Raw genomic sequence first — 25,617 nt, 5'->3', positions numbered from 1 at the left:
CGCTCGTCGGAAGCAGCGCAGTATAGCCACGCGTGCAGCACCGCTCCAAGCCCTGGAAGTGTGCGTTGCGAGTTGTTTTCCGGGCAATCTGTTTTATTTATCGCGTGACGAGATGCCAAGGCGTCGGGGAAGGCTTGCCTCACGGGCTTGGGATACCGAGGGAGCCCTGCGCGGCGTGGGTCGGGGTGCGCTTCATCCGCGCTCCGGGCGCGCAAATACCGGCTTTTAATCATCAACCCGGCGCTGTCTGAGGTATACCCGTACTTCCCCTGTCGCGGCACAATTTCTATCTTTGTATCCCAAGACGGTCGTGGTGACTAGCGCGGTAAACCTGGCGACCTATCCGATTGGCAGCAGCACGAAGTGACGGAAGAGAACGAATATGGCAAGAATCATTGGTGGTATCGGCACGTCCCATGTACCCACGATCGGGTTGGCGTACGACAAGGGCAAGCAGAACGAACCGGCATGGGCGCCGATGTTCAAGGGTTATGAACCGGTGGCGCAGTGGCTGGCCGAGCAGAAGCCCGACGTGATGGTGATGTTCTACAACGACCACGCGAACAGCTTCTTCTTCGACTGCTATCCCACGTTCGCGCTCGGCGTGTCGCCCAACCACGAATTCGCCGATGAAGGCGCCGGCAAGCGTCCGCTGCCCGACATCGCCGGGCATCCGGATCTCGCGATCCATATCGTCGAGCAACTGGTCGCCGACGAATTCGATCTGACCGTCTTCCAGGACCGCCCGCTCGATCACGGCGTCAGTTCGCCGCTGTCGCTGATGCTGGCGCATCAGGGCGGCTGGCCGCTGTCGCTGGTGCCGCTCGAAGTCAACGTGCTGCAGTATCCGCTGCCCACCGCGAATCGCTGCTACCGGCTCGGCCAGGCGCTGCGTCGCGCGATCGAATCGTTCGAGCAGGATCTGAAGGTCGTGGTGGTCGGCACGGGCGGGCTGTCGCACCAGGTGCATGGCGAACGCAGCGGCTTCAACAACACCGAATGGGACATGGAATTCCTCGACCTGATCGTCAGCGATCCGGAGCGTCTTGCCGCGATGAAGCACGTCGATTACGTGCGCCTCGGCGGCGCGGAAAGCGTCGAGACGATCATGTGGCTCGCGATGCGCGGCGCGCTGGGCCAGAAGGTCCGCGAGCTGCATCGCAACTACTACCTGGCGACCAGCACCGCGATGGCCGTGACGATCTACGAAGAAGAGGTGGCGTAATGAATCCGCAACTGGTTGGCGTCGAAGAACTGACCGGCACGTATCCGTTCGATATCCGCCAGAGCATGAAGGCGATGCGCCTGAACCGCTTTTTCTGGCAGATGCGCGAAGCGTCGGCGCGCGCGCTGTGGCTCGAAAACCGCACCGCCTCATACGATGCGGCCGGCCTGACGCCGGAAGAACGCACGCTGGTCGACAACACCGACTGGATCGGTCTGATCCGTTATGGAGTGTCTTTCTTCGTGCTCGAGAAGTTCGCGCGTGTGGTGAAGATCACCAATCTCGGCGTGTACGCGAGCATGCGCGGCGAAACGCTCGAAGCGTTTCTGAAAACTCGTCAGGTACCCGACGCCGTTTAAAGGCCGTAGTCCAAACCATCCGACTTACTTCGACCGTGATTATCGGCGGGTTCACGTCGCATATCTTCTTTACTGTGCCGTTGGCGTTGACCGTCAAGCGGTTGATGGAGAATCAGCGGTATTGACGAGGTTGTTCGGAAAAGAAAGCCGGGTTCGGTTGAGCCCGGTTTTTTTCATCTGGATGCTGCGTTGCAGCGATCGCGACTGCCACTTCGCTCTTGCTTAAGTTGCGAGCCGCAACTATATTGATTGCGCAACGCAACTGATATGTGAGCCCCATCGTGGACCTGATCGACGCCCCCGCCAAGCCCCGCGACACGACGATTCTCGAACTCCGCGAGTTTTCCCGCCGGCTGGTCCGCGAACTTGGTTTCATGCGCACGACCATCGCCGACAGCGATCTGGCGCCATCGGCCGTGCATGCGGTGATCGAGATCGGCATGTCGCCGGGCATCAGCGCGAAAGATCTGGCGACCATCCTGCGGCTCGACAAATCGAATACGAGCCGGCAGATCGCAAAGCTTGAAGCGAGCGGACTGGTCGAGCGCACGGTCTCTTTAGACGATGCCCGTTCCTCCGAGCTGTACCTGACGGCCGAAGGTCAGAAGTTGCGCAAAAAGATCGACCGGTTCGCGACCGATCGCGTGTCCGGCGCGCTGCGGCGCATGGTTCCCGCCGACCAGCAGGCGCTGGTCCGTTCTCTCGCGCTGTACGCGGACGCCCTCGCGCAAGGCGACGTCAGCAAGCTTGCCGCGACGGAAGCGGGGTCCGCGGGAATCGTGGAAGGCTACCAAGCCGGCTGCATCGGCGATATCGCGAGTCTGCACGGGCGCTATTACGCGCAACACTGGGGTTTCGGCGCCTTCTTCGAAAAGAAGGTCGCGACGGGGCTGGCGGAGTTCGCGGGCGCATTGCCGGCCGAAGGTAAAGGGCTTTGGCTATACGTCGAAAACGGCCGCACGCTCGCGTCTGTCGCGATCGACGGGGATAACGACACGGCTGTCGCTCATTTGCGTTGGTTCATCGTCGACGATTCCTTGCGCGGCTCCGGGATTGGACGGCAATTGCTGTCGCATGCCATGCGCTTCGTCGACGAGCGGTTCGACGAAACCTATCTATGGACGTTCAAGGGGCTCGACGCGGCGCGTCATCTGTACGAGTCATTCGGCTTTCGGCTAAGTGAAGAATCGGAAGGCACGCAATGGGGAACACGCGTGGTCGAGCAGCGTTTCAACCGGCTTTCCGCAAGGAAAGGCGATAACGGTACTGCGTGATCGGCGCAGCAGCGAACTCGACGCCGTCGGTCAGTGCGCGAGGACCGACGCCGCGATCCGGTCGGCCAATTCGCCGAGAACGCGGCTCAACGCGGCCGCCTGCGCGAGCGCATCGTGTCCATTGATCGCGGAGTCGAGCGTCACCTGCTGCCGCAGCGGCGCCTGATCCGAGTGCCCGGCCAGCAGCGTCCACTCCGCTTGCAGCGTCAGCGTGCCGCTCGGGTCGGCCGTGGCATTCAGCACGGTGACGACCAGCGTGCGCGTGCCGGGCGGCGCGGGTGCATCCGGAACGACGAACGATCCGGCGGGCAGCCGCATGAGCAAGTCCTGGGCAAGCGTTTTGCGCATCATCTGAGCGAGCGGTGCGCCCCACCGGTCGCTATCGTCGATCGTCAGCCGGTTCTGCGAAGCCAGCGTGACGACTTCGAGCCGATCGAGCACCGCGGGAATATGCACGGCGGTCAGTTGAATCGGTGGGATCGGCGCCGTGGCGGGCGGCGCGTCGGCGGGCATCGGGTTCAACGTCACATAGCGTGTCGGTATGCTGTGTCCGCATCCGGCGAGCGTCATCGCCGCGACGGTTACGACAAACGCCGCCGTCCTGACGCTCGTCGCGAGCGATGTCGCGACGGCGCGTCCGACGGGGAACGTGGACCTCGTCATCATTGAGCCTCCTGCTGCCTGCCATGGATCAGCGCCTCCGGATGGCGGTCGAGATAGTCGGCCAGTGCCCGAATCGAGCGTGCGGTGTCGGTCAGCTCCTGCATGGCGGCAGGCAGGTCGTTCTGGCTCGACGCGTCGCCGCCTAGCGTACGGTTCGCCGCGGCAACGGTGCGATCGGCCGCGTTCGCCGTCTCGCGCAATTGCGCGACGAGCGGACCGATCTGTGGCGAGACCTGCTGCAACGTGTGATCGATCTGCGCGACCGAGTGGTCGATGTGCGTCAGGCTGTCCTTGATCTGAGGCGAGGAACTGAGCGCGTTGATATGCGCGGCGATACTGCGGACCTGTTCGCCGGTTTGCCGGATCGGAAGATCGTCGATTTTCTGGATCACCTCGTTGGCCTTGGCCATCGTCGTGTCGAGATTCGCGGCGGCGACACTCGGAATGACGGGCATGCCGTCCTCGCTGGCGAGCGTCGCCACCGGCGCGCCTTGCACGAAGTCGAGGTTGATCTTGGCCGCGCCGACGACCGGCGGGTCTTGCGACAACCGCGCGCGCAACCCGGTGGCCACGAGGCGGGTGAGCATGCCGTCGACGAGCGGGCGCCAGTCCCCGTCGGCCGGTGGCGGCGCGCCGACGATGCCAAGCTGCGACGGGTTCAGCGCGATCTGCACCGGGGTGCTCAGCGCGCCCGTGCGTGCGTCGTAGTTCAGGCGCACGCTGGTGACGGTGCCCACGTCGAAACCGCGCAATTGCACATCGGCACCACTCTTCAGGTCGCCGACCGCACCGTCGAAGCGCACCAGATAGGTGACGACCGGGCCGTGCCCCGGCGCGAGCGCGGGGCGGCGATCGACTCCGTCGAAACGCGATGCCGGTTCGCCGGGCCCGGGCTCCATCACGATCTCGGGGCCGGACAGCACTCCCTTGAACGACGCTGGATCGTTGAGATCCACGTGTGCGCCGCGCAGGAAAAACCTGGTCTCGCTGCGCAGATACTTTTTTTCGGCGCGATCTATCTTGAGCTCGGCTTGCACGTGTTGGCCATCGGGCGCGAGCGTGATCTCCGAGACGGCGCCGACCTTCACGCCGCGCAGCGTGACGATCGTGTCGTCGGGCTTCATGCCGTACGCGTTGTCGAAGGTCACCGTGACCGTCTCGCCCTGATGCATCAACGCGCGAACGCCGAGCCATCCGGCCATCGCGAAGGCTGCGATCGGCACCGCCCAGATCCAGCCGGGCCACGCGCTGCGCCGCACCTGGGCCTGCGAACGACGGGGACGCGTGCCGCTCATCGCTTGCTCCGCGGGTGGACGTCCCACATCAGGCGCGGGTCGAATGCGCGCGAAGCGGCCATCGTCAGCAACACGACCAGCGCGAACGCGGTGGCGCCGATGGCGGGTCTGGCCGTGGCGATGCCGTCGAACTGGATCAGCGGCACGAACGCGGCGATCGTGAACACGTCGACGTACGACCATCGGCCGAGTTCGTCGATCAGGCGGTACAGATGCGCCTTGACCCGCAGATGCCGGCGCGAACGGCGCCGAACGGAGACGACGAACCATGCCATGCCGAGAATTTTCGCCACCGGAATGACGATGCTCGTACAGATGATCAGAATGCCGATCGGCCACAGGCCAGCGTGAAACAGCTGGTACACGCCGTCGATGATCCGGTGCGACTGGGGCCGCCCGAGTTGCATCGAAGTGGTCATCGGAAAGAAGTTGGCCGGAATCGTCAGAACGAGCGCGGCGAGCGACAGCGCAGCCGCGCGCACGACGGCGTCGGTTTTGCGGGCGCGCAACGTCAGTGCGCAGCGAGGGCAGGGGCGCCCCTCCTGCGACATCGGCACGACCAGATCGCAAACCGTGCAGGACAGCGGCGCTTCATGTTCCGGCAACTCGTTTTCCGCGGCGATCGCGCGCCACACGGTTCTCCGGTCGAGCGACGCGCGCGTGAGCATCGACAGCAGCGCCGCGGCGATGAAGCAGTAGCCGCCGGGGGCGATCGTGCCGGTCAGATTCTGCGTCACGCGCGCGTAACCGACGAAGCAGCCGACCAGATAGACATCGGGCATGGTCCAGATATCGAGCGAGGTGGTCCAGCGAAACAGCGCACCGATTCCTCTGGTACGCCGGCCGAGCCGCAGCGCGACGAGGACGATCACGAGGCCGCCAAAGCGGATGAATGGCAGCACGATACCGAAGGTGCCGAGCAGTACCGCGAGAATGAACCAGCCATCGTTCCACATCTCCACGATTCCCGACGACAGCAGTGATGAGCGCTCGACGCCGAGCATATGGACATACATCAGGGGCGCGAGGTTGGCCGGAAACAGCAATACGAAGGTCGCGCTCGCGCAGGCGAGCGCCGCGGTCTGGCTTCGGCCGCTACGCCGCTCGAGCGGAAAGTGACAGGCGCGGCAACGCACGTAGGTATGTGCGGTGAGCGGCGGGATGTCTTCGAGCGCGCCGCATTCGGGGCAGCCGATCGTCATGCGACGTTCTCCATCGGCTGTCCGTTTTCAGGCGGGCAGTGCGTTGCGAATGAGGTTTCGCCGATCATCACTCGACCCCTGGCGCCGTTTGGCGCGTGCATGTACGGCAGACGCGCTGGCGCGCCAGCTCTTGTCCTCCACCAGCATGGCGCGTTCCCGGCCGGCCTCGGCGCGCCGGGCCGCACGGACGAACGGCGGCCGCGGTGTGGCGTCAGTCGGGTGAGCGGTTCCGATCCGCTTCGCTTTGCGAGCCGGGCGGCGTGCCCGGTTTGGTGTCCGGCGCCGCTGACGGAGCGGCGTCGGCAATGATCAGCAACCTCGAAGACAGCGCGTCGGGATGGCCCGGCTTGAACCAGTTCATCTCGGGAATGCGTGAATCGGTCAGGTAGATCGTGCCGTCCGGCCCTTCCGCGAACGTATCCGGCCATCGCAGGCCGGGCTCGTGCAGCAACGTCGTCAATGTCGCGCCGTCCCATACCTTCACCGCATGTTCTTCGACCGCGGTAATCAGCAGGCGTCCCGTCCGGTCGATGTGCAGGCCGTCGGCGGGGCGATGCTCGAGCACTTTCTCGACTCGGTTGCCGACTTCATCGGTCGCGAGCGTGGTATCGCGAAGCGCTTCGGTGGGTACGCGGTAAAGCGTTTTGCCCTTCACCGCCTGCCAGTACAGATACAGTCCATCGCGAGTGAGCGCGATGCCGTCGGCCGCAAATTCGACGCCGCGTCCATCGGGACGCCGCAATGGTGCGCCGCCTGCATGGACCGTGACGCCCGGATCCGTTTGCGTCGACGGATGCCCGTCGAGCACGCGGCACGCTTGACCGGTGCCGAGATCGACCACCACGATCGCGCCGCGTGTTCCAGAGTCCGTGATGTAGGCGAAACGGCCGTCGGGACTGATGCGCACGTCGTTCAGATAGCTGCCCTGAGGCGCGATTTCGAGCGTGAACGCAATGCAGCCGGCGACGCTATCCGTCGCAAGATCGATGCGGACCAGTTTAGGGGCACCCGGCACGACGAACGCCTGGGCCGGCGCGCCGGGGTCGAGTACCCACAGGTTGTTTTGCGAATCGCACAGCATCGCCTGCACGCAGACCCAGCGATCCTGCGGGTTCAACTCGTCACGCCTGGCATTGCGCCAGCCGTTCCATCGATCGTCGGGATAAGGACGGACGTCGCCATCGGGCGTGAGTACGCCGACGGAGATCGGCGCGTCTTCTGTCCAGCGCGGGAAGTTGACGAAGATGCGTCCATCCGCGGCGACGGCGACGCCGGTCACCTGGTGTCCGAACGACGCAATCTCGCGCAGATGCGGCAGCGAGCCGTCGTCACCGGCGCTCGATGCAGGCGCGGCGGTCAGTGGAACCCGATCCGCGGCGGTTGGCGTGGCGGTGTCTTTCATGGGCTGTCTCCGGGACAGGATGGAAATGTCCGTCTTCAGTAAAGCGAATGCCGCGTGCAAAGATAAAGTGAATCGTAATCCGCGAATCTTTCGGAAGGTATTCAACGTGAATTGCGGACCGTCCTTTATGCGAATTGTTTGACTTTCGCGCGAGCGGAGAACGGTAGTGCGCGCAATAGGGAAAGCCGAGTTGTCGCGTGGCGCTTGATACGACATGGCGCGCTAAAAGGCCGCGTTGCTACTACGTCATTCAGGGCGAAAAGAATCGCTCCGCGGCGGCGTGCGGAGCCGCCGTACCAAACGGTCCATTTCGGCAACTCTGACTCTCAGGGTTTCTCCTGACTCGCCTTTGGACCCGCCGTGTCACTCGTGCGCTACACCGCTCATTTGCAAAGAAAAAATAATGCCGACGTCAAAGGAATGTGTTAAAAAATAACAATTGCACGCGCAGACAAATAGCCACACCTGCAAGTAAAAATTTCGGCTTTCAACACTCTTAATCGGCCGCGAGGTGGATCATGAGAACAAGGACGCTTTGGGGGCTCGGGGTGACGACGGTCGCTTCGGTGCTAACGCTGCAGTGTTATCCAGCGTGGGCCGACGGGCCCGAAGCGGCGTATGCGTCCGACGACGAGGTGCCGGCCGGCTCGCTCAGTCCGAACGAGTACAAGGTCAATGCGGACGGCATGAAAGAAGATCCGAATGCGAAGATGTCGGACGTGGCCCGCGCGTATCGCAATGGCTATATCAACCGCGGCAAGCAGGATCAGGCCGATTACCAGGCAATGATCGACTCGCACAATCACGGTCAGCGGCAACCCGCCAGGACCGACGTCGCGCGGGTCGACGTGCCGCCGCTGCCGCCGGGCGTTCCCGAAGACGATAACTCGAAGTACACGAGTATTCCGCCGCAGCCTCAGAAGCCGCGGCCGGTCCAATACGCGCAGCGTCAGGTGCCGCAACCGCCGCCGCAACAGCAATATCAGCAGGTGTACCAGCAGCCGCAATACGCGCCGCCGCCAATGCAATACCAGCAGGCGCCGGCCTACGCGCAGATGCAGCCGGTCTACGACAACCAGCCGGTATACGTGCGGCAGGACTATCCTCAGCCGCCCGTGCAGTACGTGCCGGTTTATCCGCAGGCGCAATACGATGAAATGCCGCAGGTCGTGGAAACGGTGGTTCAACCGGCCGCGCCTGTCGCTTATCAGGTTTATCGTCCGCCGGTCTATTGGGCGCAGCCGCGCGTGTATGCGTATCGCGCGCCGGTCTACAGCTATCGTATGTGGCGTTGAGGTATTGCGCGAGTCCTGGCGGCGTTGCGCAACAATGGAGCGCCGCGGCGAATACTCGCACGCATCGATTGATTGGTTGATAGAAAGTACTCAGCCCGGCGCATTCGTGTCGGGCTGAGTACTTTCTTTTATTCGTTTCGCGCTAGTGACCGCTGGCACCTCTCGTGCGCACATTCAAATGGTTATTCACCTGTCTGACTCCGCGCACCGATCTCGCGACACTGCTCGCGCGTTGCACCTGAGCGCGCTGCGGTACCCAACCGGTCAGCGTCACGATACCGCGGCGCGCCTGCACGTGAATCGACGTTGAATGCAGGTTCGGTGCGCGTGCGAGCGCGCGCCGCACGTCGCGCGCGAGCTCGCTATCGGGTCTGTTGCGAGCCGGCGATGCCGCGATGGATTGGCTTTGCGCGGAAGCATCGTTCGGCATGCCACCACTGGTTTGCGCATTCGCACAGGTCGCAGTGCCGATCGCAATCGCTGCCGCGGCAATGGCGCCAATAAGGGTGCTCGCGCTGTCTTTTCTCACAAGTCCTCCTGTACCACCTGATTGTCGCTCGCCGCGCGGCAGATCGACGTTGCGACTATTGCGGTTGCCCGTTGCCCAATAGCGCGTCCGTCGTGAGGACCGTGCAGTACTCGTGATCGAGATTGGCCAGTGACATCGCATGAATGTCGTCGGCGCTGCGCGGCGTTCCGTGCCAGTCGGTCCGTGCAAAAGTGAAACAGCCGTCGGCCACGAGATACGTATCGAAACCGAGGTTGCCGGCCATCCGCACCGTGGCCTCGACCGAGTTGTTGGTGATGACACCCGCCACGACCAGCGTCGTGTGGCCGGCGGCGCGCAGGCGGTCCTCGAGTCCCGTGCCGATGAACGCGTTATTCGTGCGTTTCGCAATCACCGGTTCGTCGGGCAACGGCACGTTCGACGCCTTGAATTCGTGTCCCGCCTGACCCGGCCGATAGTGCGACCCAGGCTCCGTCGAGTCGTGCCGCACATGCCACACCGGCCAGCCTCGGCTACGCCAATGCGCGAGCAAGCGGGTCACCTGCGTCTCGGCTGCGGGATTGTTGCGCTCGCCCCAGCTCGGATGATCGATCGCGCGTTGCAGATCGATCAACAACAATACGGCGCCGGCGGAAGGAGCGGGAGAGCGCATGGGTCGAATGAGTCTGTGTGGGTGTCGATATGATTCTGGCAGACTTTACCGTATTGCCGCCATCAATAGGCATGTATGATGGCGGGCTCGCGCCCGGCAGGGCGCCCTGCGCGGGCGGCTTGCGCGGATCGCGCGCCGTCTGCCGCGCCCACCGGGCCGCAACGCATCCCTTCAAGATGATCCAGAGGAAGACCGCCATGACGGCTGCAACGCAATTCGACCAGGTTTCTGTTGTCAAACGAGCCAACGTGTACTTCGACGGCAAGTGCGTGTCGCACACCGTGCTGTTCACCGACGGCACGCGCAAGACGCTCGGCGTGATCCTGCCCGGCACGCGGAACTTCGGCACCGACGCGCCGGAGCTGATGGAAGTGCAGGCGGGCAAATGCCGCATCCGTCTCGACGGCAGCGATGAGTGGAAGACCTATGGCGCGGGCGAATCGTTCTCGGTGCCTGGCAAGAGCCGCTTCGATATCGATGTGGTTGAAACGCTGGACTACGTTTGCAGCTATCTGTAAGCGGCTTTAAGGCGCGTGCAGTGGGATAAGAAAGACCTGCTGCAAGCAGCCGGGACGGCTTGGACAATGGACCCAGGCTATCTTGGCTCAGATGTGTTGAAGAGACAACACGCAAGCATTCGCGAGTGCATGCGTGAGCCAGGTGCTCAGAATGGGCCGTCCATTACGCTTCGCTTCGACGATGAACACCGCCGCCAGCACCACCGCGCCCAACAGAATCGTCGCGACCGCACGATCGACATAGCCGTGCATCAGCGTGAACAGCGCGATCGACGCCGCCGCGGCAACCCGCCACGACGAACGAAAGACGCCGTTGATGAGCCGAATGGGCAACCATTGCCCGACGATCGTCTCCAGGAACGGCATCAGAATGGTGATAAAGAACAGCTGAACCGGAATCGGTTTATCGGCGAGCGGGTTTTTATGCGGCGCCGGCGGGCCCCACAGCGCGTATTGAGCAAATATCAGCGCGACCTGCCCGAAAAACATGATTGCCGCGCCGCCGATTATCAGCCCCCATCGGGGCACCTCGTTCCAGCTTCTTTTCGTTAAAACCGTCAGCGCGTGCAAGATGGGCTCCGTTAGCAATTGGCCGGATCTTACGCTGTCTCTTTCGCCATGATCTCCTCGATCACCTGCACGAATTGCTCGACCGGCTGGCCGCCGGTCACCAGATAGCGGCGGTTGAAAATGATCGACGGCACCGATTGAATGCCCATTTCCTGATTGTTCTTTTCCGCTTCGCGCACTTCATCGGCATACGCGCCGCTCGTCAGCACGTCGCGCGCTTCGTCGGCGTCGAGTCCTACCGACCGGGCCGCTTCGACCAGCACGTCATGATTGCCCGGATTCTTGCCGTCGGCATGATACGCGCGCAATAGCGCGAGCTTCAGCGGTAACTGGTGGCCCTTCAGGCCGGCCCAATGCAGCAGGCGGTGCGCGTCGAACGTGTTGTAGGTGCGGGTGCGCGGTCCGAAATCGAAGCCGACGCTCGCGCCGCGTTCGCGGATCATCGCCTGCGTTTCGGCAATCTGCGCGGCCGTGCGGCCGTATTTCTTGCCGAGATACTCGACGATGTCTTCGCCGTCCGGTCCCATCTGCGGATTCAGTTCGAATGGATGCACGACGATGCGCGCGTCGATTTTGTCCTGAAGCCGCGCGAGCGCGAACTGCAGCGACGACAGGCCGATCGCGCACCACGGGCAGGCGATGTCGGAAACAAAATCGATGGTGAGCTGCTGTTTCATGGTTGTCCTGGCGGAATGAAGTGCGATGCGGCGGCGGCAAATGCGGCCGCAACGATACCGACAGCGTAGCGTGAATCGTGCGTCCGTGCAGTGCGGCTGAATTTGACCGCAAGACCCGGAGTGTTTTCCCGCCACCACACTCGTACACTAAGCTCATCGAGCTACCTACTTTGATGGCGCGGGCGACGAGCCCGCGCCGCCCACTCATCGACGATGAACGCAATCGCTCCCACCCAAACGATCGACCAACGCGCCGACGCACTCGACTGGCCGCGGATCGAGCACGATCTCGATCAGTACGGCTGCGCCGCCGTGCCGCAACTGTTGACGCCGCGCGAATGCGACGCGCTGAGCGCGCTCTATACACGCGACGCGCTTTATCGCAGCCGCGTCGTCATGGCGCGCCACGGCTTCGGTCGCGGCGAATACAAGTACTTTGCGTATCCGCTGCCGTCGCTCGTCGGCGGCTTGCGCGGTGCCCTTTATCCGCACCTCGTGCCGGTCGCGAACCGCTGGAACATGGCGATGGGCATCGACGTGCGCTATCCGCCGAAACATGCGGATTTCATTCGACGCTGCCATGACGCCGGCCAGGTGCGTCCGACGCCGCTGATCCTGCAATACGGCGAGGGCGATTTCAACTGCCTGCATCAGGATCTGTACGGCGAACACGTGTTCCCGCTGCAGGTTGCGGTACTGCTGTCGGAGCCGGGGCGCGACTTCACAGGCGGCGAGTTCGTGATGACCGAGCAGCGTCCGCGCATGCAGTCGCGTGCCGAAGTCGTGCCGCTCGCGAAGGGCGACGCGGTCGTGTTCACCGTGAACAGCCGGCCCGTGCAGGGTACGCGCGGGCCGTATCGCGTGAATCTGCGGCACGGCGTGAGCCGCCTGCGCTCGGGACATCGGCATACGGTCGGCATCATCTTTCATGATGCGCTGTGAGGACCGCCGTCGGCGCAATGGCGCAACACCGCGTGCCGTGAGACGATAACGACCACGATTCCAGCGATCTGCCGCCATTGTCGTAAGATCCGTCGCCTCGTCCCATGGAAAACCTGCTCAAGAAACTCGATCTGACTTCGCTGCGTCTGTTCGTCGCCGTTTGCCAGGAGCGCAATATCGCGCGCGCGGCGGAGCGCGAGTTCATCGCGTCGTCGGCGGTGAGCCGGCGCATCGCCGAGATCGAGGCGCTGATCGGCCTGCCGGTGATTCAGCGGCAGTCGCGCGGCATTACCGTGACGCCGGTCGGCGAGACCGTGCTGCGCTACGCGCTCGCGATCATCGGCAATATCGAGCGGATGAGCGCGGAGTTGTCGCGCTTTTCGACAGGCGTCAAAGGGCGCGTGAAGGTGGTCGCGAATCTGTCGTCGATCGTGCAGTTTCTGCCTGAAGACGTGGCCGCGTTCGGCCGCGCGTTCCCGGATGTATCGATCGAACTCGAAGAAGAAAACAGCGCGGACGTGCTGCGTATCGTCGACGAACACGGCGCGGACTTCGGCATCTGTAATCCGGTTGCTGGCAGCGAGGCGTTCGAGCAGGTGCCGTACCGGCAGGACCGGCTCGCGGTGCTCGTGCCGGGTGGGCATCGGCTCGCCAGCGCGGCGCGGGTGAACTTCGACGATCTGTTGCACGACAGCTTCGTCGGCTTGCGCAGCGAAAGCGCGCTCACGCGTTTGCTCACGCAGCAGGCGGCAAGCGCGGGGCGGCAGCTCGACGTGCGGATGCGCGTGAGCAGTCTCGATGCGCTGTGCCGGATGGTGCATGCGGGGCTCGGTATCGCGATCGTGCCCGAGCCGGTCGGCCTGCTCTACGTGAACACGCTCGACGTGCGGCTGCTGCCGCTTGCCGATGCCTGGGCGGAGCGTCATCTGATCATCATCTTCAAGGCGCGCGAGCAGTTGAGCGCGAGCGCGGCCGCGCTGGTGTCGTTCCTCGGCAACCCGCCTTAGACGATTCCACCACCCGCACTCCGCGCCGCGGCTCCGCCATCGAGCATTCGCGAAACGAGACGGCAGCGTTGCCGCACCGGCACTTCGGCATCCGCCTTGCGCGCCGTATAGTGAGCGCAAGGAGAATGCAGTGATGAGCGATACGATTCGTTTGGACGGCCGCGTGCTGTACCTGTCGCAAGACCCGGCCGTGATCGAGGCGCAACTGGCCGGCGAAAACTTCACTCGCGACACGGCGGGGCCGTTGCGCGACAACGTGTCGACGGACGAGATCACGCCCGTCACCGTAATGCTCACCTACGACGAGCGCCTCGGCCAGTACCCGTACGTCGGCTTCAAGGCCGGCGAGCGTCTGCCGATCGGCCGCAATGCGGTGAAGGACGGCGGCTTTCGCGTGACGGTGGCCGGCAAGCGCTACGGCAAGGGCTCGTCGCGCGAATCGAGCCCGCTCGCGGAGTTGTCCGCAGGTATTCGCCTGATCGTTGCCGAGAGCTTCGAGCGTATCTATCAGCAGAACTGCGACAACATCGGCATTCTGACCACGACCGATTTTTCCGTGCTCGATCGCCTGCTTGCAGGCGTTGCGGTGCCGATCGACGAATTCCTGAAAGGCCGCGACTCGCTCACGCAGCAGATCATCCGCAGCGGCGGGCTGCTCGCGTATAGCCGGTTCGCGGAGTGGCCAGCGCCGGGCGGCCGCGCGAGCGATGCCCCGAACGAGGCGCCGGGCGCCGAGCCGAAAACGCTGGTCGAGAAGATCATCGACCGTCATCTGCATCCGGGCACCGCGAGCGCGCAGCGCGGCGACGGCGTGTTCATCGCCGCCGACTGGCGCTTCAGCCACGACTATTTCACCGGCATGTGCGCGCATCTGATGCATCGGGCGTTCGGCAAGCCCGCGCCGCTGCATGCGCCGGATCACATCATCGCGTTCCAGGATCATCTGGTGCTCGCGCCGCAGAGCATCCCTCACGTGCGCGACGGTCTGTTGCCGGGCGTCGCGAATCTGATGGAAGGCCACACGTCGTTTTCGCGCGGCTACCCGGTGCGCTCGCACGGCGCGCTCGATGGTGTGCCCGGCTCCGAGGGCATCTGTCATGCGTTGATGGCCGAGCAATACGCGCTGCCGGGCCAGGTAGCATGCGGTACCGATTCGCACACGCCGCATTCGGGCGCGCTCGGCTGCCTCGCATTTGGCGCGGGCGCGACCGAAATCGCCAATAGCTGGGTCACGGGCTACGTGCGCTGCAAAGTGCCGGAGACGCTGCGCATCGAGATCGACGGCCAGTTGCGCGACGGCGTGAGCGCGAAGGACGTCGTGCTGCATCTGCTGCGGATGGAGGCGATTCGCTCGGGCGGCGCGATCGGCCTCGTGTTCGAATACGGCGGCGCGGCGGTGCGCGCGATGTCGATCGACGAACGTGCGACGCTGACCAACATGGTCGCAGAACTCGGCGGCTTTACCGGCATCGTCGAACCGGACGAGCGCACGGTCGCGTTCCTGAAGGAGCGGCGCGGCGTCGATTTCGTGCTGGAAGGCTGGATGAAAAGCGACGCGGACGCGACCTATCGCGACACGATCCATATCGATGCGAACGCGATCGAACCGATGCTCGCGCGTCCGGGCGACCCCGGCAATGGCGTGCCGGCGCCGCGGCTCGAACAGGACGTCGCGATCGATATCGCGTACGGCGGCTCGTGCACCGCGGGCAAGCGCGAGGACTTCGATTTCTATCACGAGGTGCTGCGCTGGGGCGTCGAGCACGGCCTACGGGTGCCCGAGCGCACGCGTTTGTATCTGCAATTCGGCACGATGGCGGTGCGCGCGTATTGCGAGGAGCAGGGCTATCTGTCGGTGTTCGAGCGCGCGGGCGTGACGCTCGTGATGCCTGGCTGCGGCTCGTGCGCAAACTGCGGACCGGGGCAATCGGCCAACCCGAACGACGTGACGATCAGCGCGATCAACCGCAATTTCCCCGGCCGTTCGGGACCAGGCGACGTCTGGCTCGCGAGCCCGTACACGGTCGCGGCGAGCGCGCTGGCCGGGAAAATCACCACGTTCGAACAATTGCAACGCGGGCACGGCTAGAATGCTGGCCGGACTCCGGTCGACCCATCGTGGCGCGTGCGACGCGCGACAAGACGCAAGGCCGGCATCGAACCGGCCGCGGTAAGCGATCAGCCCTGCCGTAAAAGCAGTCGCAACAGAAGGAGACAGACAACATGGCATTCCCCGATCCCGCGGGGTCCGTCGCGCGCAGCGGCGGTACCGTGGCGCATTCCACTGACGCGACCGGCAGCGCCGCCCGCAGCACGCCCGCGCAGGTGGCGGGCCACGCATCGCTCGACGCCGGCAGCATTTCGGCGCGCCTCGACCGCTTGCCCGCCACGCGCTCCGTCTGGAAGCTGGTGGTGCTGCTGAGCCTCGGCTTCTTCTTCGAACTCTACGACCTGCTGTACTCCGGCTATATCGCGCCGGGCCTCGTGAAAAGCGGCATGTTGACCGCGACCACGCATGGCCTGTTCGGCTCGACCGGCGTCGCGAGTTTCATCGCCGCGCTGTTTGGCGGCCTGTTTATCGGCACGATCGCGTGCGGTTTCCTCGCGGATCGCTTCGGGCGGCGCGCGGTGTTCACCTGGTCGCTGCTGTGGTACACCGCGGCGAACGTCGTGATGGCGTTTCAGGAGACCGCGACGGGCCTTAATTTCTGGCGCTTCGTCGCCGGTGTCGGCATCGGCGTCGAACTGGTGACGATCGGCACGTACATCTCCGAGCTGGTGCCGAAACAGATCCGCGGCCGCGCGTTCGCGTGCGAGCAGGCGGTCGGCTTCACGGCCGTGCCGGTGGTCGCGTTTCTATCGTTTCTGCTGGTGCCGCGCACGCTGTTCGGTCTGGACGGCTGGCGCTGGGTCGTGCTGATCGGCGCGCATGGCGCGCTATTCGTCTGGTGGATTCGCCGCGCGTTGCCGGAAAGCCCGCGTTGGCTCGCGCAGCAAGGACGTCTCGCCGAAGCCGACCGCGTGATGAACGCGCTCGAGGCGAAGGTACGTCACGAATATGGCCGCGAGTTGCCGCCGCCGGCGCCGCCGGTGACGATCCCACCGCGCGGCAGCTTCCGCGACATGTGGGTACCGCCGTACCGCAGCCGCACGCTGATGATGACGATCTTCAACGTCTTCCAGACGGTCGGCTTCTATGGCTTCGCGAACTGGGTGCCGACGCTGCTGATCAAGCAGGGCATCACGATCACGACGAGCCTGATGTATTCGAGCGTGATCGCATTGGCCGCGCCGCTCGGTCCGATCATCGGGCTGTTTATCGGCGATCGCTTCGAGCGCAAGACGGTGATCGTCGTGATGGCCGGCGTCAATATCGTGTGCGGGTTGTGGTTCAGTCAGGTATCGGGTGCGGTGCTTCTCGTGAGCCTCGGAGTGTGCCTGACGCTGGCCGGCAACACCATTTCGTACAGTTATCACGCGTACCAGGCCGAACTGTTTCCGACCAGCATCCGGGCGCGCGCGGTCGGCTTCGTCTACTCGTGGAGCCGCTTTTCCGCGATTTTCACGGCCTTTCTGATCGCGGCCGTGTTGCGCTACTTCGGCACGACCGGCGTGTTCGTGTTCATCGCGGGCGCGATGCTGATCGTGATGCTGGCGATTGGCTTGATGGGGCCGAAGACGAAAGGGCTCGAACTCGAGAAGATATCCGCATAGCGAAGGCCGGCTGTCGAGCCGGCCCGCCACCATGTGCCGCATTGGCTATGCCATCAATGGAATGCACGGTCAGAGCGCCGGCCTTCCTGCAAAGCGGGGTCCAGGACTGCTTCAGGTGCCCACAGGACGGATCGACAGCGCGTTCCTGACCGAAGTTACGCCAGGTACCCCTTTCGCCACCTCGGTTGCCCGGTCGCTTTGTGCCTGAAGCGGTACGCTGCCCTGCAGCGTGACAGCACCATCGCGGGCGCGAACTGTGATATTGGCCGTTGAGATGTTCCTGTCTTTCACCAGCGCATTTCGAACCTGACGCTGTAGCGCCCGGTTCGCTGCTTTCATTGACTTGTAATGCGATCGGGCTTCGGGCGTCGTGGTCGGGGCAGACGCAGGGGCGTTAGCGTTGCTCGCCTGCGCATAGGCGTGAATCGAACCCGAAATCAGAAGGGCGGTACCGACCAGTTTGACGGCGTGGATTGCTTTCATGCATCTTCTCCTGTCGTTGCAGATCGTTGGGGCTACAGATTCACGGATATCACACACACGCCCCCACAATATTTCTGAGGCCGATCAAATGGCACTATAGGACAATAAAGGGTTAGGTCAAGCAACAATGCAAATCCGGCCAATTGCGCGGACAACCGAAGAAATTAGAATACTTCAAATTATGATGGCTCTCTAATTCTGTTGATAGGGTTGCAAATCAAAACTAAGGATTAGTTTTTTTCCGCCTTTAATCACGGATTACCGGTGCCTGATTGACATTTTTAGCCATCCCCGATGTAGCGGCACAGTTACATTGCGCCGTCGATTTACGCCGGCCTGGAGAGCGCGGAGCATGCGATACGCGACCCCCGGCAACTCGCTCTGCCGCACCTTTGCTGTGCATAACACGCACTCCGATGAAGAGGCCGGGCCGCCGTCCATGGTGAAGTAGGCAATTCGTCCATGCTCGCAGCCGCGCGCTCGCCGCCCCGATCAGAACAACTGCTTCTGCCCCGACATCAGCGTCGTGAAATCGTCGCGTAGCAACGGCAGAATCGCGTCGGCAACCGGCTGCAATTGCCGCGTCAGATAGTGCTCGTAGTCGATCGCCGAGCGCAGCGTTTCGAGCGGCTCGGGGCCGGCCACCGTCATCACGTAGCTGATCCAGCCGCCATTCTGATATTGCAGCGGACGTCCCTGCTGGCGATTGAACTCATCGGCGACGCGTGCCGCGCGCACATGCGGTGGCACGTTGCGCTCGTAAGCGTCGATCGGTCTGCGCAACTGCTTGCGATAGACGAGCTGATCGTCGAGCCGGCCGGCGAGCGTATCGCGGACATAGTCGCGCACGTAATCCTGATACGGCTGCTGCTTGAAGATGCGCCGATACAGCTCCTGCTGAAACTGCTGCGCAAGCGGCGTCCAATCGGTGCGCACGGTTTCGAGCCCTTTGTAGACCACGTCCTCGCGACCGTCCGGCAATACCGTAAGTCCTGCGTAGCGTTTCTTGCTGCCTTCCTCGGCACCGCGCACCGTCGGCATGAAAAAGCGCCGATAGTGCCGCTCGAATTGCAGTTCCAACGCACTGTCGATACCGAAGCGCGCCTGCAGCTTCTGCCGCCACGCCGCGTTGATATGTTCGACGAGCGCGCGGCCGATGCGCGCGGCGTCTTCCTCGTCATGCGCGTGCCTGAGCCAGACGAAGGTCGAATCGGTGTCGCCGTAAATCACTTCGTAGCCTTGCGCCTCGATCAGCTCGCGTGTCGTGTGCATGATCTCGTGGCCGCGCATCGTGATCGACGACGCAAGCCGCGGATCGAAGAAGCGGCAGCCGGTCGAGCCTAGCACGCCATAGAACGCGTTCATGATGATCTTCAGCGCCTGCGACAGCGGCTTGTTGTGCTCGCGCTTGGCCGCTTCGCGTGCCTGCCACACCTGCGCGACGATCGACGGTAAGCAGTGACGCGTGCGTGAAAAGCGCGCGCCGAGAAAGCCTGGTACCGAGCTCGCGTCGTCGGGATGCAGCATGCCTTCGACCAGACCGAGCGGGTCGATCAGAAACGTGCGGATGATCGACGGATACAGGCTCTTGTAGTCGAGCACGAGCACCGAGTCGTAGAGCCCGGGCCGCGAATCCATCACGAAGCCGCCGGGGCTCGCGGCGCCGGCCACGTCGCCGAGATTCGGCGCGACATAGCCCTGCCGATGCATGCGCGGCATGTACAGATGCGTGAACGCCGCGACCGAGCCGCCGCTGCGATCGGCGGGCAGGCCGGTCACGGTCGCGCGTTCGAGCAGGAACGGCAGCAACTCGGTCTTCGCGAAGATACGCGTGACGAGTTCGCAGTCCTTCAGGTTGTAACGCGCGAGCGCGGGCTTGTCTTCGTCGAAGCGGCGCTGGATTTCGTCCATCCGCTGATACCGATTGTCGATCGCCTTGCCTTCGCCCAGCACCGAGCGCGACACGTATTCGAGGCTGAACGACGGGAAGCTCCACGTCGCCGAACGCAATGCCTCGATGCCGTCGATGACCCAACGACCCGCCACGCCCGCGAAAAAGTGATTGCGCGTGACGCCGTGTTCGCGCCACTCCATCACCGCACCGCCTCGTCCGATGCGCAGCGGCACGCGATACTGCTCGGCATGTTGTTGCAGTACCTTCAGATCGAACTGCACGAGGTTCCAGCCGATGATCGCATCGGGATCGTGCCGCTCCATCCACTCGATCAGCTTTTCGAGCAGCTGTGCGCGGGTTTCGCAGTATTCGAGCTTGAAGTCGATGGCGTCGATGGCGTTGCCGTCGTTGCCATTCGGCGGCCCAAGCATATACACCTGCCGCTCGCCGCAGCCTTCGAGCGCGATCGAATATAGCTCGGCATGCGCGCTCGTTTCGATGTCGAGCGACACGAGCTTCAACGGCGGACGATATTCGTTGGACGGTTTGAGTTCGCTGTCGAGCCAGGGGCCATCGAGCCCCGGACCATTCTGCTGCGGCACGCCGCTGAACCACACCGGCGCGGTGATGAAGCGCTCCATCATGTAGCGCTCGGGCGGCTGGATATCGGCTTCGTAGACATCGACACCGCCTTCTCTGAGGCGCTTCTCGAAGCCCTTCAATTGCCGGTATTGCGCACAGTAAAGCCCGCTGACCGGCCGATGCTGGAAGTCGCGCAATTCGAGCGAACGCAGATCGAGCGGCGCGTCGCGGCGCAGGATCGTTTCGGCGCGTTCGCGATGTTCGGCCGGAATGAAGGCGACGGACGGCTGAGGGCGCAGACGGATGTGGCGCGGCCCGCTGTCCGTGGCCAGCCAGAACTCGATTTCCGTGCCGGCGGGCGTGTCCCGCCAATGTCGGGTCAAAATGAAACCCTGCTCGAACTCAGTCAAACTTCCACCTTTAAAGCGGCGCAATCGCCTTGCGCGATTTTACCGCCGCAAGCAGGGACTGTTGAACGGGCAATGAAAAGGGCGCTTCGTACTGAAGCGCCCCAACCAGCACGGCTTCATCTCTTCAAAGCCGGTTCAGTTCGTTCCCGGTTCGCTCAAGCTTCGAGCGCCAGCGTCGCGAACGTGGCGAGCCAGTGCTCGCCCATGTAGTGCCCGGCCACATGCGGCAGCGCGCTGTGCAGATGACGCTCGGCCGCATCGAACAGCACGGTGCGACGCACGTCGCCGGCGGGCAGCGCACGCGCGAGCGCACGCTGGCACCACGCGCGGCTCAAATTGAGGCCGTCCAGATGCGCGATCTTGCCGTCGCTGCGATCGGTCACGGTGACGGGCTCGAACAGCGTCGCCGGTTTTTTCGCGCCGAGGTCCGGCAGGAAGCGTCCGAACCAGTCGGCGAACTGCGCCGACGGCAACACACGCCGCATCAACTCCGCTTCCATCAGCGACGGCGACAGGAACTCGTCGCCGGCCGGCTCCCACGCCTGACACGCTACGTCGTCCAGATACCAGCGCTCCGCGGTGCGGACGATCAGCGCCTCGAGCGATTCGCGCGAGGTTTGCCGCGCGAAATCGAGCGTCAGCGCGAGCGCGAACGCCATGTTGAAGTGAGTGCCGACGCGCAGCGGATAGGTTGCTTTCGGCAGGAACTCCTCGAAGCGCTCGACGAACGCCTCGGTGAGCGGCGCGAACGTCTTCGCACAGCGCGCGGCTTCCGAGATTTTCATCGACTGCAACTGCGCGCCGAGCGCGAGCAGCCACGCCCAGCCATACGGCCGCTCGAAGCCGCGGTTGTGCGGCAGGTCCAGATACGCTAGTTCGCCGGCGACGTTCGCCGCGGTGAAATGCTCGTCGACCACGGCGATGATGCGCGCGGCCTCGGGCAGATCTGGGAAGCGTTCGAGCAGATGCAGGATCAGCCAGTAACCGTGCACGCACGAATGCCAGTCGTAGCTGCCGTAGAAGATCGGATGCAAGGCGCGCGGACCCTGCACGTCCTGCGGTCCTTCGAGCGAGTGCGTGAGCTTGTTCGGGTATTCGCGCGTGAGATGGGCGAGCGCGACATTGGCGAATCTGGACGCGAATTCGCGGGTGAGCTGGGTGTTCATCGGCGGCTCCTCAGAAGCGGAATATGAACGCGTACAACAGTATGGTGTTGACGATCAGCAATAGTAAAGCGGTCGGCCATTGCGCCTGGATCACGCCGTTCTGGTCCTTCAGTTCGAGCAGCGCGGCGGGGACGATGTTGAAGTTCGCCGCCATCGGCGTCATCAGCGTGCCGCAGAAACCGGACAGCATGCCGATCGCGCCGAGAATCGCGGGGTTGCCGTTGAACTGATGCACGATCAGCGGCAGGCCGATGCCGGCCGTCATCACCGGAAACGCGGCGAACGCGTTGCCCATGATCATCGTGAAGATGGCCATGGCGAACGTGTAGGCCGCGACGACCGCGAACAGCGCGCCGAGCACGAGCGAAATCAGCGTGACGTTCTTCGTTTCGACGAAGGGCGCGTACTTGAGCGTCAGCGTACCGACCAACGTGATGAGAGCACGCGGCCGGTGGCGGCCGCATGCAAGCGCGAGATCAGATGCCGCGCCTGTTGCTTCGACCGTTGCGTTCGAGCAGCGCGATGACCGGCAGCGTGAGCCAGATCAGGCCCATATAGCGGTTATCCGCGAATGCCTTGCCGAACGCGCTGACGATCTCCCCCGTCTGCAAGCCGCCGGCTATCCCGGTCGCGACGCCCGCGATCGTCACCACCAGCAGCGCGTTGAAGCGCAATGCGAAGCCGAGCACCACGATCGGCACGCCAATCAAAACCCCCATCCGGCTCTCCTTGCTTCGTTTCCTCGACGCATGGCGACGGAATCTAACACGAGACTTTATTGATAAATAGTCGATAAAATCTACTTATCGGGTAAACGCCGAGAAAGTGGCAGCGTGTGCGGGAAACGATCGACCCGCGGTCATGCCCTCCGCCGTCAACTGCCGCAACTGCTCCAGCAGCTTGACCGCCGGGCTCGGCAGAATCCCCTGGCGCCGCCGGAACGCGGTCAACGTGCGCCGCCCGACTACGCCTGGGACGCCGAGCGTATCGAACACGCCGGCCTTGCTTTCGGTCACGTACATCGTCGACGCCATCCAGCTCAGAAAGACCGAACGCGCGACCAGGCTCTTCAGCGCCGTGACCGAGCGCGTTTCGACGACGACGTTCGGCAGTCCCAGCCCGCGCCCGGCAAACACGCTCTGCATGTGCTCGAACGGGCCGGTGCCGCGTGGCGGAATCGCCCAGCGTTCGCCCAGCGTGTCGGCGAGCGTGAGGTCAGGCTTGCGCCGCAGCGGATGATCGAGCGCGGCGACCACGTAGCTCGCGTCTTCCCAGCGGCAATCGGCGATCGCGGTGATCTCGTCGGTATCGGGCACGGCCATTCGTCAATGCGGTGCAATCGACGATGTACGCGCTGTGCGCATACGTCTATCCGACCAGCGTGCGGGCGACGGGCACCGCGTCGGCACTCGCGTTCGGCCGCGTCGGCGCGATTCTGAGCGCATTCGCCGGTGCCGCGGTGATCACGGCCGGTGGCGCATCGGGCTATCTGCTGATGCTCGGTATCGCAATGGTCATCGTACTGATCGCGCTGGCGGTGGTGCAGCGGCATATTCCGCGTCGAGGCGCCGCGAGCGCGCGCTGATCGACGCGACGTCTCTCGCGGTGCGTTCGTATCGCGAGGGACTTTTGCGCGCGATCTGATTTTCCCCTTTGCAAGAACCTGTTTCTCGCGCATCGCGGCGGTTTCCACTTGCCCAATGCACGAGCGACGCTATCAACCTTGCTGAATATAAACCGGCAACGCCACTGCATTCGCCGCCGGATCGCCGGCCGCATTGGTCGGCAAATACTGTGTCTGAAACGCGGTAAACATCGCGGCAAACCCATCGGCGCGCTGCACGATCACCGCGCCGTCCTGGAACGCGCCGTTTTCGTTGTAATGCGGGCCGCGCGGATTGCCCTGATTCATGTGAGTCTCGTGAAGACCGTCCTTCTTCGGCAGAAACAGAAAGCCGAACCCGTAGACCACGATGCCCGCGGTGGTCGGTGTCCAGAAATCGCGGTTGTGCAACTGGCCGCTGCCGTTGTCGTAGGGCAGACTTTGCGACGGCTTGCTTTCGTCGATGGTGAGGATTTCGTCGATGATGTCGTTGACGTCGGCGCGGTTGCCGTTTCGATCCTCGTAGGGGACCGGCCGCATGCGGTGAATGTCGAGCAGGCTGCTGTCCTGGAAGTAATCGAGCCGTGGAAAGCCGCTCGTGTAGAGGCCGAGGTTCAGGGGCTGCAGTTTCGCGGTGAGTGGATCGGCGAAGTTCAGATCGGCATAGAAGTACACGTCGTCGTTACCGCTTGCGCCCGGTTGCGTCGACGCCGAATTGACGACGATGTTGAATGGCGTGTTGTCGTTGCCAGTCACCGTGATCACATAGTGCGGACTGCCTATATACGAATCTTTGAAAGGCGCCGCGCGCAGTAGTTTTCCCTTGAACATGCAGTATTCGTTCATGACTGAATGACCTTCTCGAAGTTGACGAATGGAAAGCGACGTATCCAAGCATACGGTGCTACACGTCGATAAACAACCGCGCCCGCTGTCATACGCTTGCAATGTTTTTATCGCACCGCTATTGCGGTGTGCGAGCAATGATCATTACGCGTGGCGCTACGGGTTGGAGACGCGCAAGGACAAGGCGTGGCATTTCCTCGCGTCGGATGACGGCTGACGGCCAGGCGGCCGTCGAACAGATCAGCGAGCCGTATCGAACCCGGCCGCCCACCGAGCCCATTCGACCAGCGCTTCGGTCACATCGTCGGGCCGCTCCATCGTGCACATGTGACCGCTTCGTTCTATCACGCGAAGCTCCGAGCCACGAATCTGCGCGTGCATTTCCTCGTGACGCGCCAACGGACTCCATTTGTCATCGCGGCCGCAGACGATCATCGTCGGGCACGCGATGTCGCGAAGCAGGGCCGTTGCATCGGGACGATCGAGCAGCGCGCGGATCTGCGCCGCGAATTTGTCGGGCGTGCTTCGCTCGATCATGTCGAGTACCGCCTCGTAGACGGCGCAATCGTGGCGGTCGGCGTTGACCATGCCGGGCGCCCACTCGTTGCCCATGGCCCGCATGCCTTTCGTGCGCGCGAGCTCGAGCAGGCGGAGTCGCTGCGCGCGTTCGTTTTCGCCGGCCTCGCCAGCGGCGCGCGGGGTATAGCCGGTGTCGAGCAACGCGAGCCCGGCGACCCGTTCCGGTGCGCGCCGGAACACTTCGAGCGCGACCCGTCCTCCCATCGAATGACCCGCGACCAGCAGACGGTCTCCCGAAACCGACTCGAGCACGCGTTCGGCCATCGCGCCGAGCGAGTCGCGCATGCCGTAGTCGGGCACGAAGCAGGCGCCGATCGCGCCAAGCGCGCCGCGCTGATCGGCCCACACTGCGTCGTCGCAAAGCAGTCCAGGGAGCAAAGCGATCTGGTGGGTCATGGGTGGGTCCTGTGATGCGTTAGACGGATAAAGGACGGCACTCGATACGAGGCCATCGTCGAATGGTAACGGCGCACGCGGAAAACTCTGAACGAAACGCGCACACCGACCTGCGAGTCCTTTCCGGAACACTGCGCAAATGTCATGCCGCCGACGTCGATAACCGGCCATTCATAGCCATGGTTCGGCCGTTTCGGACACTTGTCAGTAATCAATCGCCCTATCGTGGACGCAATGCGTTCAGGCAGTCCGACGACAGCCAACTGTAATGCGAGCGACTCTCCATGTTCATGCAGGAACCCTAAGGTCTTACCGTTGTAACCAACGGTAAGGAGACGGCAAATGGCGACATTCC

22 protein-coding genes and 4 pseudogenes are annotated in these 25,617 nt (G+C 63.5%); 10 read left to right on the top strand and 16 right to left on the bottom strand.

What is annotated here, in order from left to right; all coding sequences use genetic code 11:
* The first annotated feature begins 382 nt into the window (after positions 1 to 382).
* The 3 genes from OKW28_RS05045 (at position 383) to OKW28_RS05035 (ending at position 2,858) form a co-directional block, all read left to right on the top strand.
* On the top strand, positions 383 to 1,225 hold the full coding sequence (locus tag OKW28_RS05045) for a gallate dioxygenase (RefSeq protein ID WP_429444042.1): 843 nt from the start codon (positions 383 to 385) through the stop codon (positions 1,223 to 1,225).
* Complete coding sequence (locus OKW28_RS05040; RefSeq protein WP_090806862.1) at positions 1,225 to 1,584, top strand: protocatechuate 3,4-dioxygenase; 360 nt, start codon at positions 1,225 to 1,227, stop codon at positions 1,582 to 1,584. Before OKW28_RS05045 ends, OKW28_RS05040 begins: the two co-directional genes overlap by 1 nt.
* A gap of 281 nt (positions 1,585 to 1,865) precedes the next feature.
* Positions 1,866 to 2,858 (top strand): bifunctional helix-turn-helix transcriptional regulator/GNAT family N-acetyltransferase, encoded by a 993-nt coding sequence (locus tag OKW28_RS05035; protein WP_429446852.1) that lies wholly within the window; start codon positions 1,866 to 1,868, stop codon positions 2,856 to 2,858.
* A gap of 30 nt (positions 2,859 to 2,888) precedes the next feature.
* On the opposite strand, the gene OKW28_RS05030 is transcribed toward OKW28_RS05035, so the two are convergent.
* The 4 genes from OKW28_RS05030 to OKW28_RS05015 form a co-directional block, all read right to left on the bottom strand.
* Positions 2,889 to 3,524 (bottom strand): PqiC family protein, encoded by a 636-nt coding sequence (locus OKW28_RS05030; RefSeq protein WP_429444041.1) that lies wholly within the window; start codon positions 3,522 to 3,524, stop codon positions 2,889 to 2,891.
* A complete protein-coding gene (locus OKW28_RS05025; RefSeq protein WP_429444040.1) occupies positions 3,521 to 4,816 on the bottom strand; it encodes an MlaD family protein in 1,296 nt (431 codons plus the stop codon). The genes OKW28_RS05030 and OKW28_RS05025 overlap by 4 nt, the downstream gene beginning before the upstream one ends.
* The gene (locus tag OKW28_RS05020; RefSeq protein ID WP_429444039.1) at positions 4,813 to 6,018 is read right to left on the bottom strand and encodes a paraquat-inducible protein A; all 1,206 of its coding nucleotides are present in this window, start codon (positions 6,016 to 6,018) and stop codon (positions 4,813 to 4,815) included. Before OKW28_RS05020 ends, OKW28_RS05025 begins: the two co-directional genes overlap by 4 nt.
* A 211-nt stretch (positions 6,019 to 6,229) precedes the next feature.
* Positions 6,230 to 7,420 (bottom strand): L-dopachrome tautomerase-related protein, encoded by a 1,191-nt coding sequence (locus OKW28_RS05015; RefSeq protein WP_429444038.1) that lies wholly within the window; start codon positions 7,418 to 7,420, stop codon positions 6,230 to 6,232.
* A gap of 518 nt (positions 7,421 to 7,938) precedes the next feature.
* Here OKW28_RS05015 and OKW28_RS05010 point away from each other — a divergent pair.
* Positions 7,939 to 8,715 carry a hypothetical protein gene (locus OKW28_RS05010; protein ID WP_187617359.1) on the top strand — a complete coding sequence of 259 codons (777 nt, stop codon included), beginning with the start codon at positions 7,939 to 7,941 and terminating at the stop codon, positions 8,713 to 8,715.
* Between the two features lie 142 nt (positions 8,716 to 8,857).
* Here OKW28_RS05010 and OKW28_RS05005 read toward each other — a convergent pair whose 3' ends face one another.
* Together OKW28_RS05005 and OKW28_RS05000 are read right to left on the bottom strand one after the other, a co-directional pair.
* Positions 8,858 to 9,244, bottom strand: coding sequence for a BON domain-containing protein (locus OKW28_RS05005; RefSeq protein WP_429444037.1), 387 nt, complete (start codon positions 9,242 to 9,244; stop codon positions 8,858 to 8,860).
* A gap of 55 nt (positions 9,245 to 9,299) precedes the next feature.
* Positions 9,300 to 9,839, bottom strand: a complete 540-nt coding sequence (locus OKW28_RS05000) for a cysteine hydrolase family protein (protein ID WP_429444036.1) — start codon at positions 9,837 to 9,839, stop codon at positions 9,300 to 9,302.
* A 233-nt stretch (positions 9,840 to 10,072) separates the two neighbouring features.
* Here OKW28_RS05000 and OKW28_RS04995 point away from each other — a divergent pair, with 233 nt between their 5' ends.
* The gene (locus tag OKW28_RS04995; RefSeq protein ID WP_429444035.1) at positions 10,073 to 10,393 is read left to right on the top strand and encodes a pyrimidine/purine nucleoside phosphorylase; all 321 of its coding nucleotides are present in this window, start codon (positions 10,073 to 10,075) and stop codon (positions 10,391 to 10,393) included.
* Positions 10,394 to 10,480: 87 nt separating this feature from the next.
* Here OKW28_RS04995 and OKW28_RS04990 read toward each other — a convergent pair whose 3' ends face one another.
* Both OKW28_RS04990 and OKW28_RS04985 read right to left on the bottom strand, forming a co-directional pair.
* Positions 10,481 to 10,882: a CPBP family glutamic-type intramembrane protease gene (locus OKW28_RS04990; protein ID WP_429444034.1), complete on the bottom strand. Its 402-nt coding sequence runs from the start codon at positions 10,880 to 10,882 to the stop codon at positions 10,481 to 10,483.
* Between the two features lie 110 nt (positions 10,883 to 10,992).
* Complete coding sequence (locus OKW28_RS04985; protein WP_429444033.1) at positions 10,993 to 11,640, bottom strand: DsbA family oxidoreductase; 648 nt, start codon at positions 11,638 to 11,640, stop codon at positions 10,993 to 10,995.
* A 213-nt stretch (positions 11,641 to 11,853) separates the two neighbouring features.
* Here OKW28_RS04985 and OKW28_RS04980 point away from each other — a divergent pair, with 213 nt between their 5' ends.
* The 4 genes from OKW28_RS04980 (at position 11,854) to OKW28_RS04965 (ending at position 17,303) form a co-directional block, all read left to right on the top strand.
* Complete coding sequence (locus tag OKW28_RS04980; RefSeq protein ID WP_184025551.1) at positions 11,854 to 12,582, top strand: 2OG-Fe(II) oxygenase; 729 nt, start codon at positions 11,854 to 11,856, stop codon at positions 12,580 to 12,582.
* Positions 12,583 to 12,686: 104 nt separating this feature from the next.
* A complete protein-coding gene (locus OKW28_RS04975) occupies positions 12,687 to 13,589 on the top strand; it encodes a LysR family transcriptional regulator (RefSeq protein WP_429444032.1) in 903 nt (300 codons plus the stop codon).
* A 133-nt stretch (positions 13,590 to 13,722) separates the two neighbouring features.
* The gene (locus OKW28_RS04970) at positions 13,723 to 15,678 is read left to right on the top strand and encodes an aconitase family protein (RefSeq protein WP_429444031.1); all 1,956 of its coding nucleotides are present in this window, start codon (positions 13,723 to 13,725) and stop codon (positions 15,676 to 15,678) included.
* 134 nt (positions 15,679 to 15,812) lie between these two features.
* Entirely contained in the window at positions 15,813 to 17,303 is a 1,491-nt protein-coding gene (locus OKW28_RS04965) for an MFS transporter (RefSeq protein WP_429444030.1), read from the top strand.
* A gap of 111 nt (positions 17,304 to 17,414) precedes the next feature.
* Here OKW28_RS04965 and OKW28_RS04960 read toward each other — a convergent pair whose 3' ends face one another.
* The 6 genes and pseudogenes from OKW28_RS04960 to OKW28_RS04935 form a co-directional block, all read right to left on the bottom strand.
* Positions 17,415 to 17,786, bottom strand: a complete 372-nt coding sequence (locus OKW28_RS04960) for a BON domain-containing protein (protein ID WP_429444029.1) — start codon at positions 17,784 to 17,786, stop codon at positions 17,415 to 17,417.
* Between the two features lie 492 nt (positions 17,787 to 18,278).
* Positions 18,279 to 20,672, bottom strand: coding sequence for a DNA polymerase II (locus OKW28_RS04955; RefSeq protein ID WP_429444028.1), 2,394 nt, complete (start codon positions 20,670 to 20,672; stop codon positions 18,279 to 18,281).
* Positions 20,673 to 20,827: 155 nt separating this feature from the next.
* Positions 20,828 to 21,838 carry a DUF2891 domain-containing protein gene (locus tag OKW28_RS04950; RefSeq protein WP_429444027.1) on the bottom strand — a complete coding sequence of 337 codons (1,011 nt, stop codon included), beginning with the start codon at positions 21,836 to 21,838 and terminating at the stop codon, positions 20,828 to 20,830.
* A 10-nt stretch (positions 21,839 to 21,848) separates the two neighbouring features.
* Positions 21,849 to 22,274 (bottom strand): annotated as a pseudogene (locus tag OKW28_RS04945) (5-oxoproline transporter, DUF979 family subunit); the annotation flags it as partial.
* A pseudogene (locus OKW28_RS04940) lies at positions 22,273 to 22,557 on the bottom strand (5-oxoproline transporter, DUF969 family subunit); the annotation flags it as partial. The pseudogenes OKW28_RS04945 and OKW28_RS04940, both read right to left, overlap by 2 nt.
* Positions 22,558 to 22,641: 84 nt before the next feature.
* Positions 22,642 to 23,160, bottom strand: a pseudogene (locus OKW28_RS04935) (LysR substrate-binding domain-containing protein); the annotation flags it as partial.
* Here OKW28_RS04935 and OKW28_RS04930 point away from each other — a divergent pair.
* Positions 23,160 to 23,423, top strand: a pseudogene (locus OKW28_RS04930) (MFS transporter); the annotation flags it as partial. The pseudogenes OKW28_RS04935 and OKW28_RS04930 sit on opposite strands and share 1 nt — an antisense overlap.
* A 132-nt stretch (positions 23,424 to 23,555) precedes the next feature.
* On the opposite strand, the gene OKW28_RS04925 reads toward OKW28_RS04930, so the two are convergent.
* Positions 23,556 to 24,287 (bottom strand): DUF2278 family protein, encoded by a 732-nt coding sequence (locus OKW28_RS04925; protein WP_429444026.1) that lies wholly within the window; start codon positions 24,285 to 24,287, stop codon positions 23,556 to 23,558.
* 240 nt (positions 24,288 to 24,527) lie between these two features.
* Positions 24,528 to 25,262, bottom strand: coding sequence for an alpha/beta fold hydrolase (locus OKW28_RS04920; RefSeq protein WP_429444025.1), 735 nt, complete (start codon positions 25,260 to 25,262; stop codon positions 24,528 to 24,530).
* Positions 25,263 to 25,617 lie beyond the last annotated feature (355 nt).

The sequence above is a fragment of the Paraburkholderia sp. 40 genome, from assembly GCF_050434105.1.
Taxonomy (GTDB): Bacteria; Pseudomonadota; Gammaproteobacteria; order Burkholderiales; family Burkholderiaceae; genus Paraburkholderia; species Paraburkholderia tuberum.
Note: the sequence above shows the minus strand (reverse complement) of the source record. Positions and strands in the feature narration are given on the sequence as shown.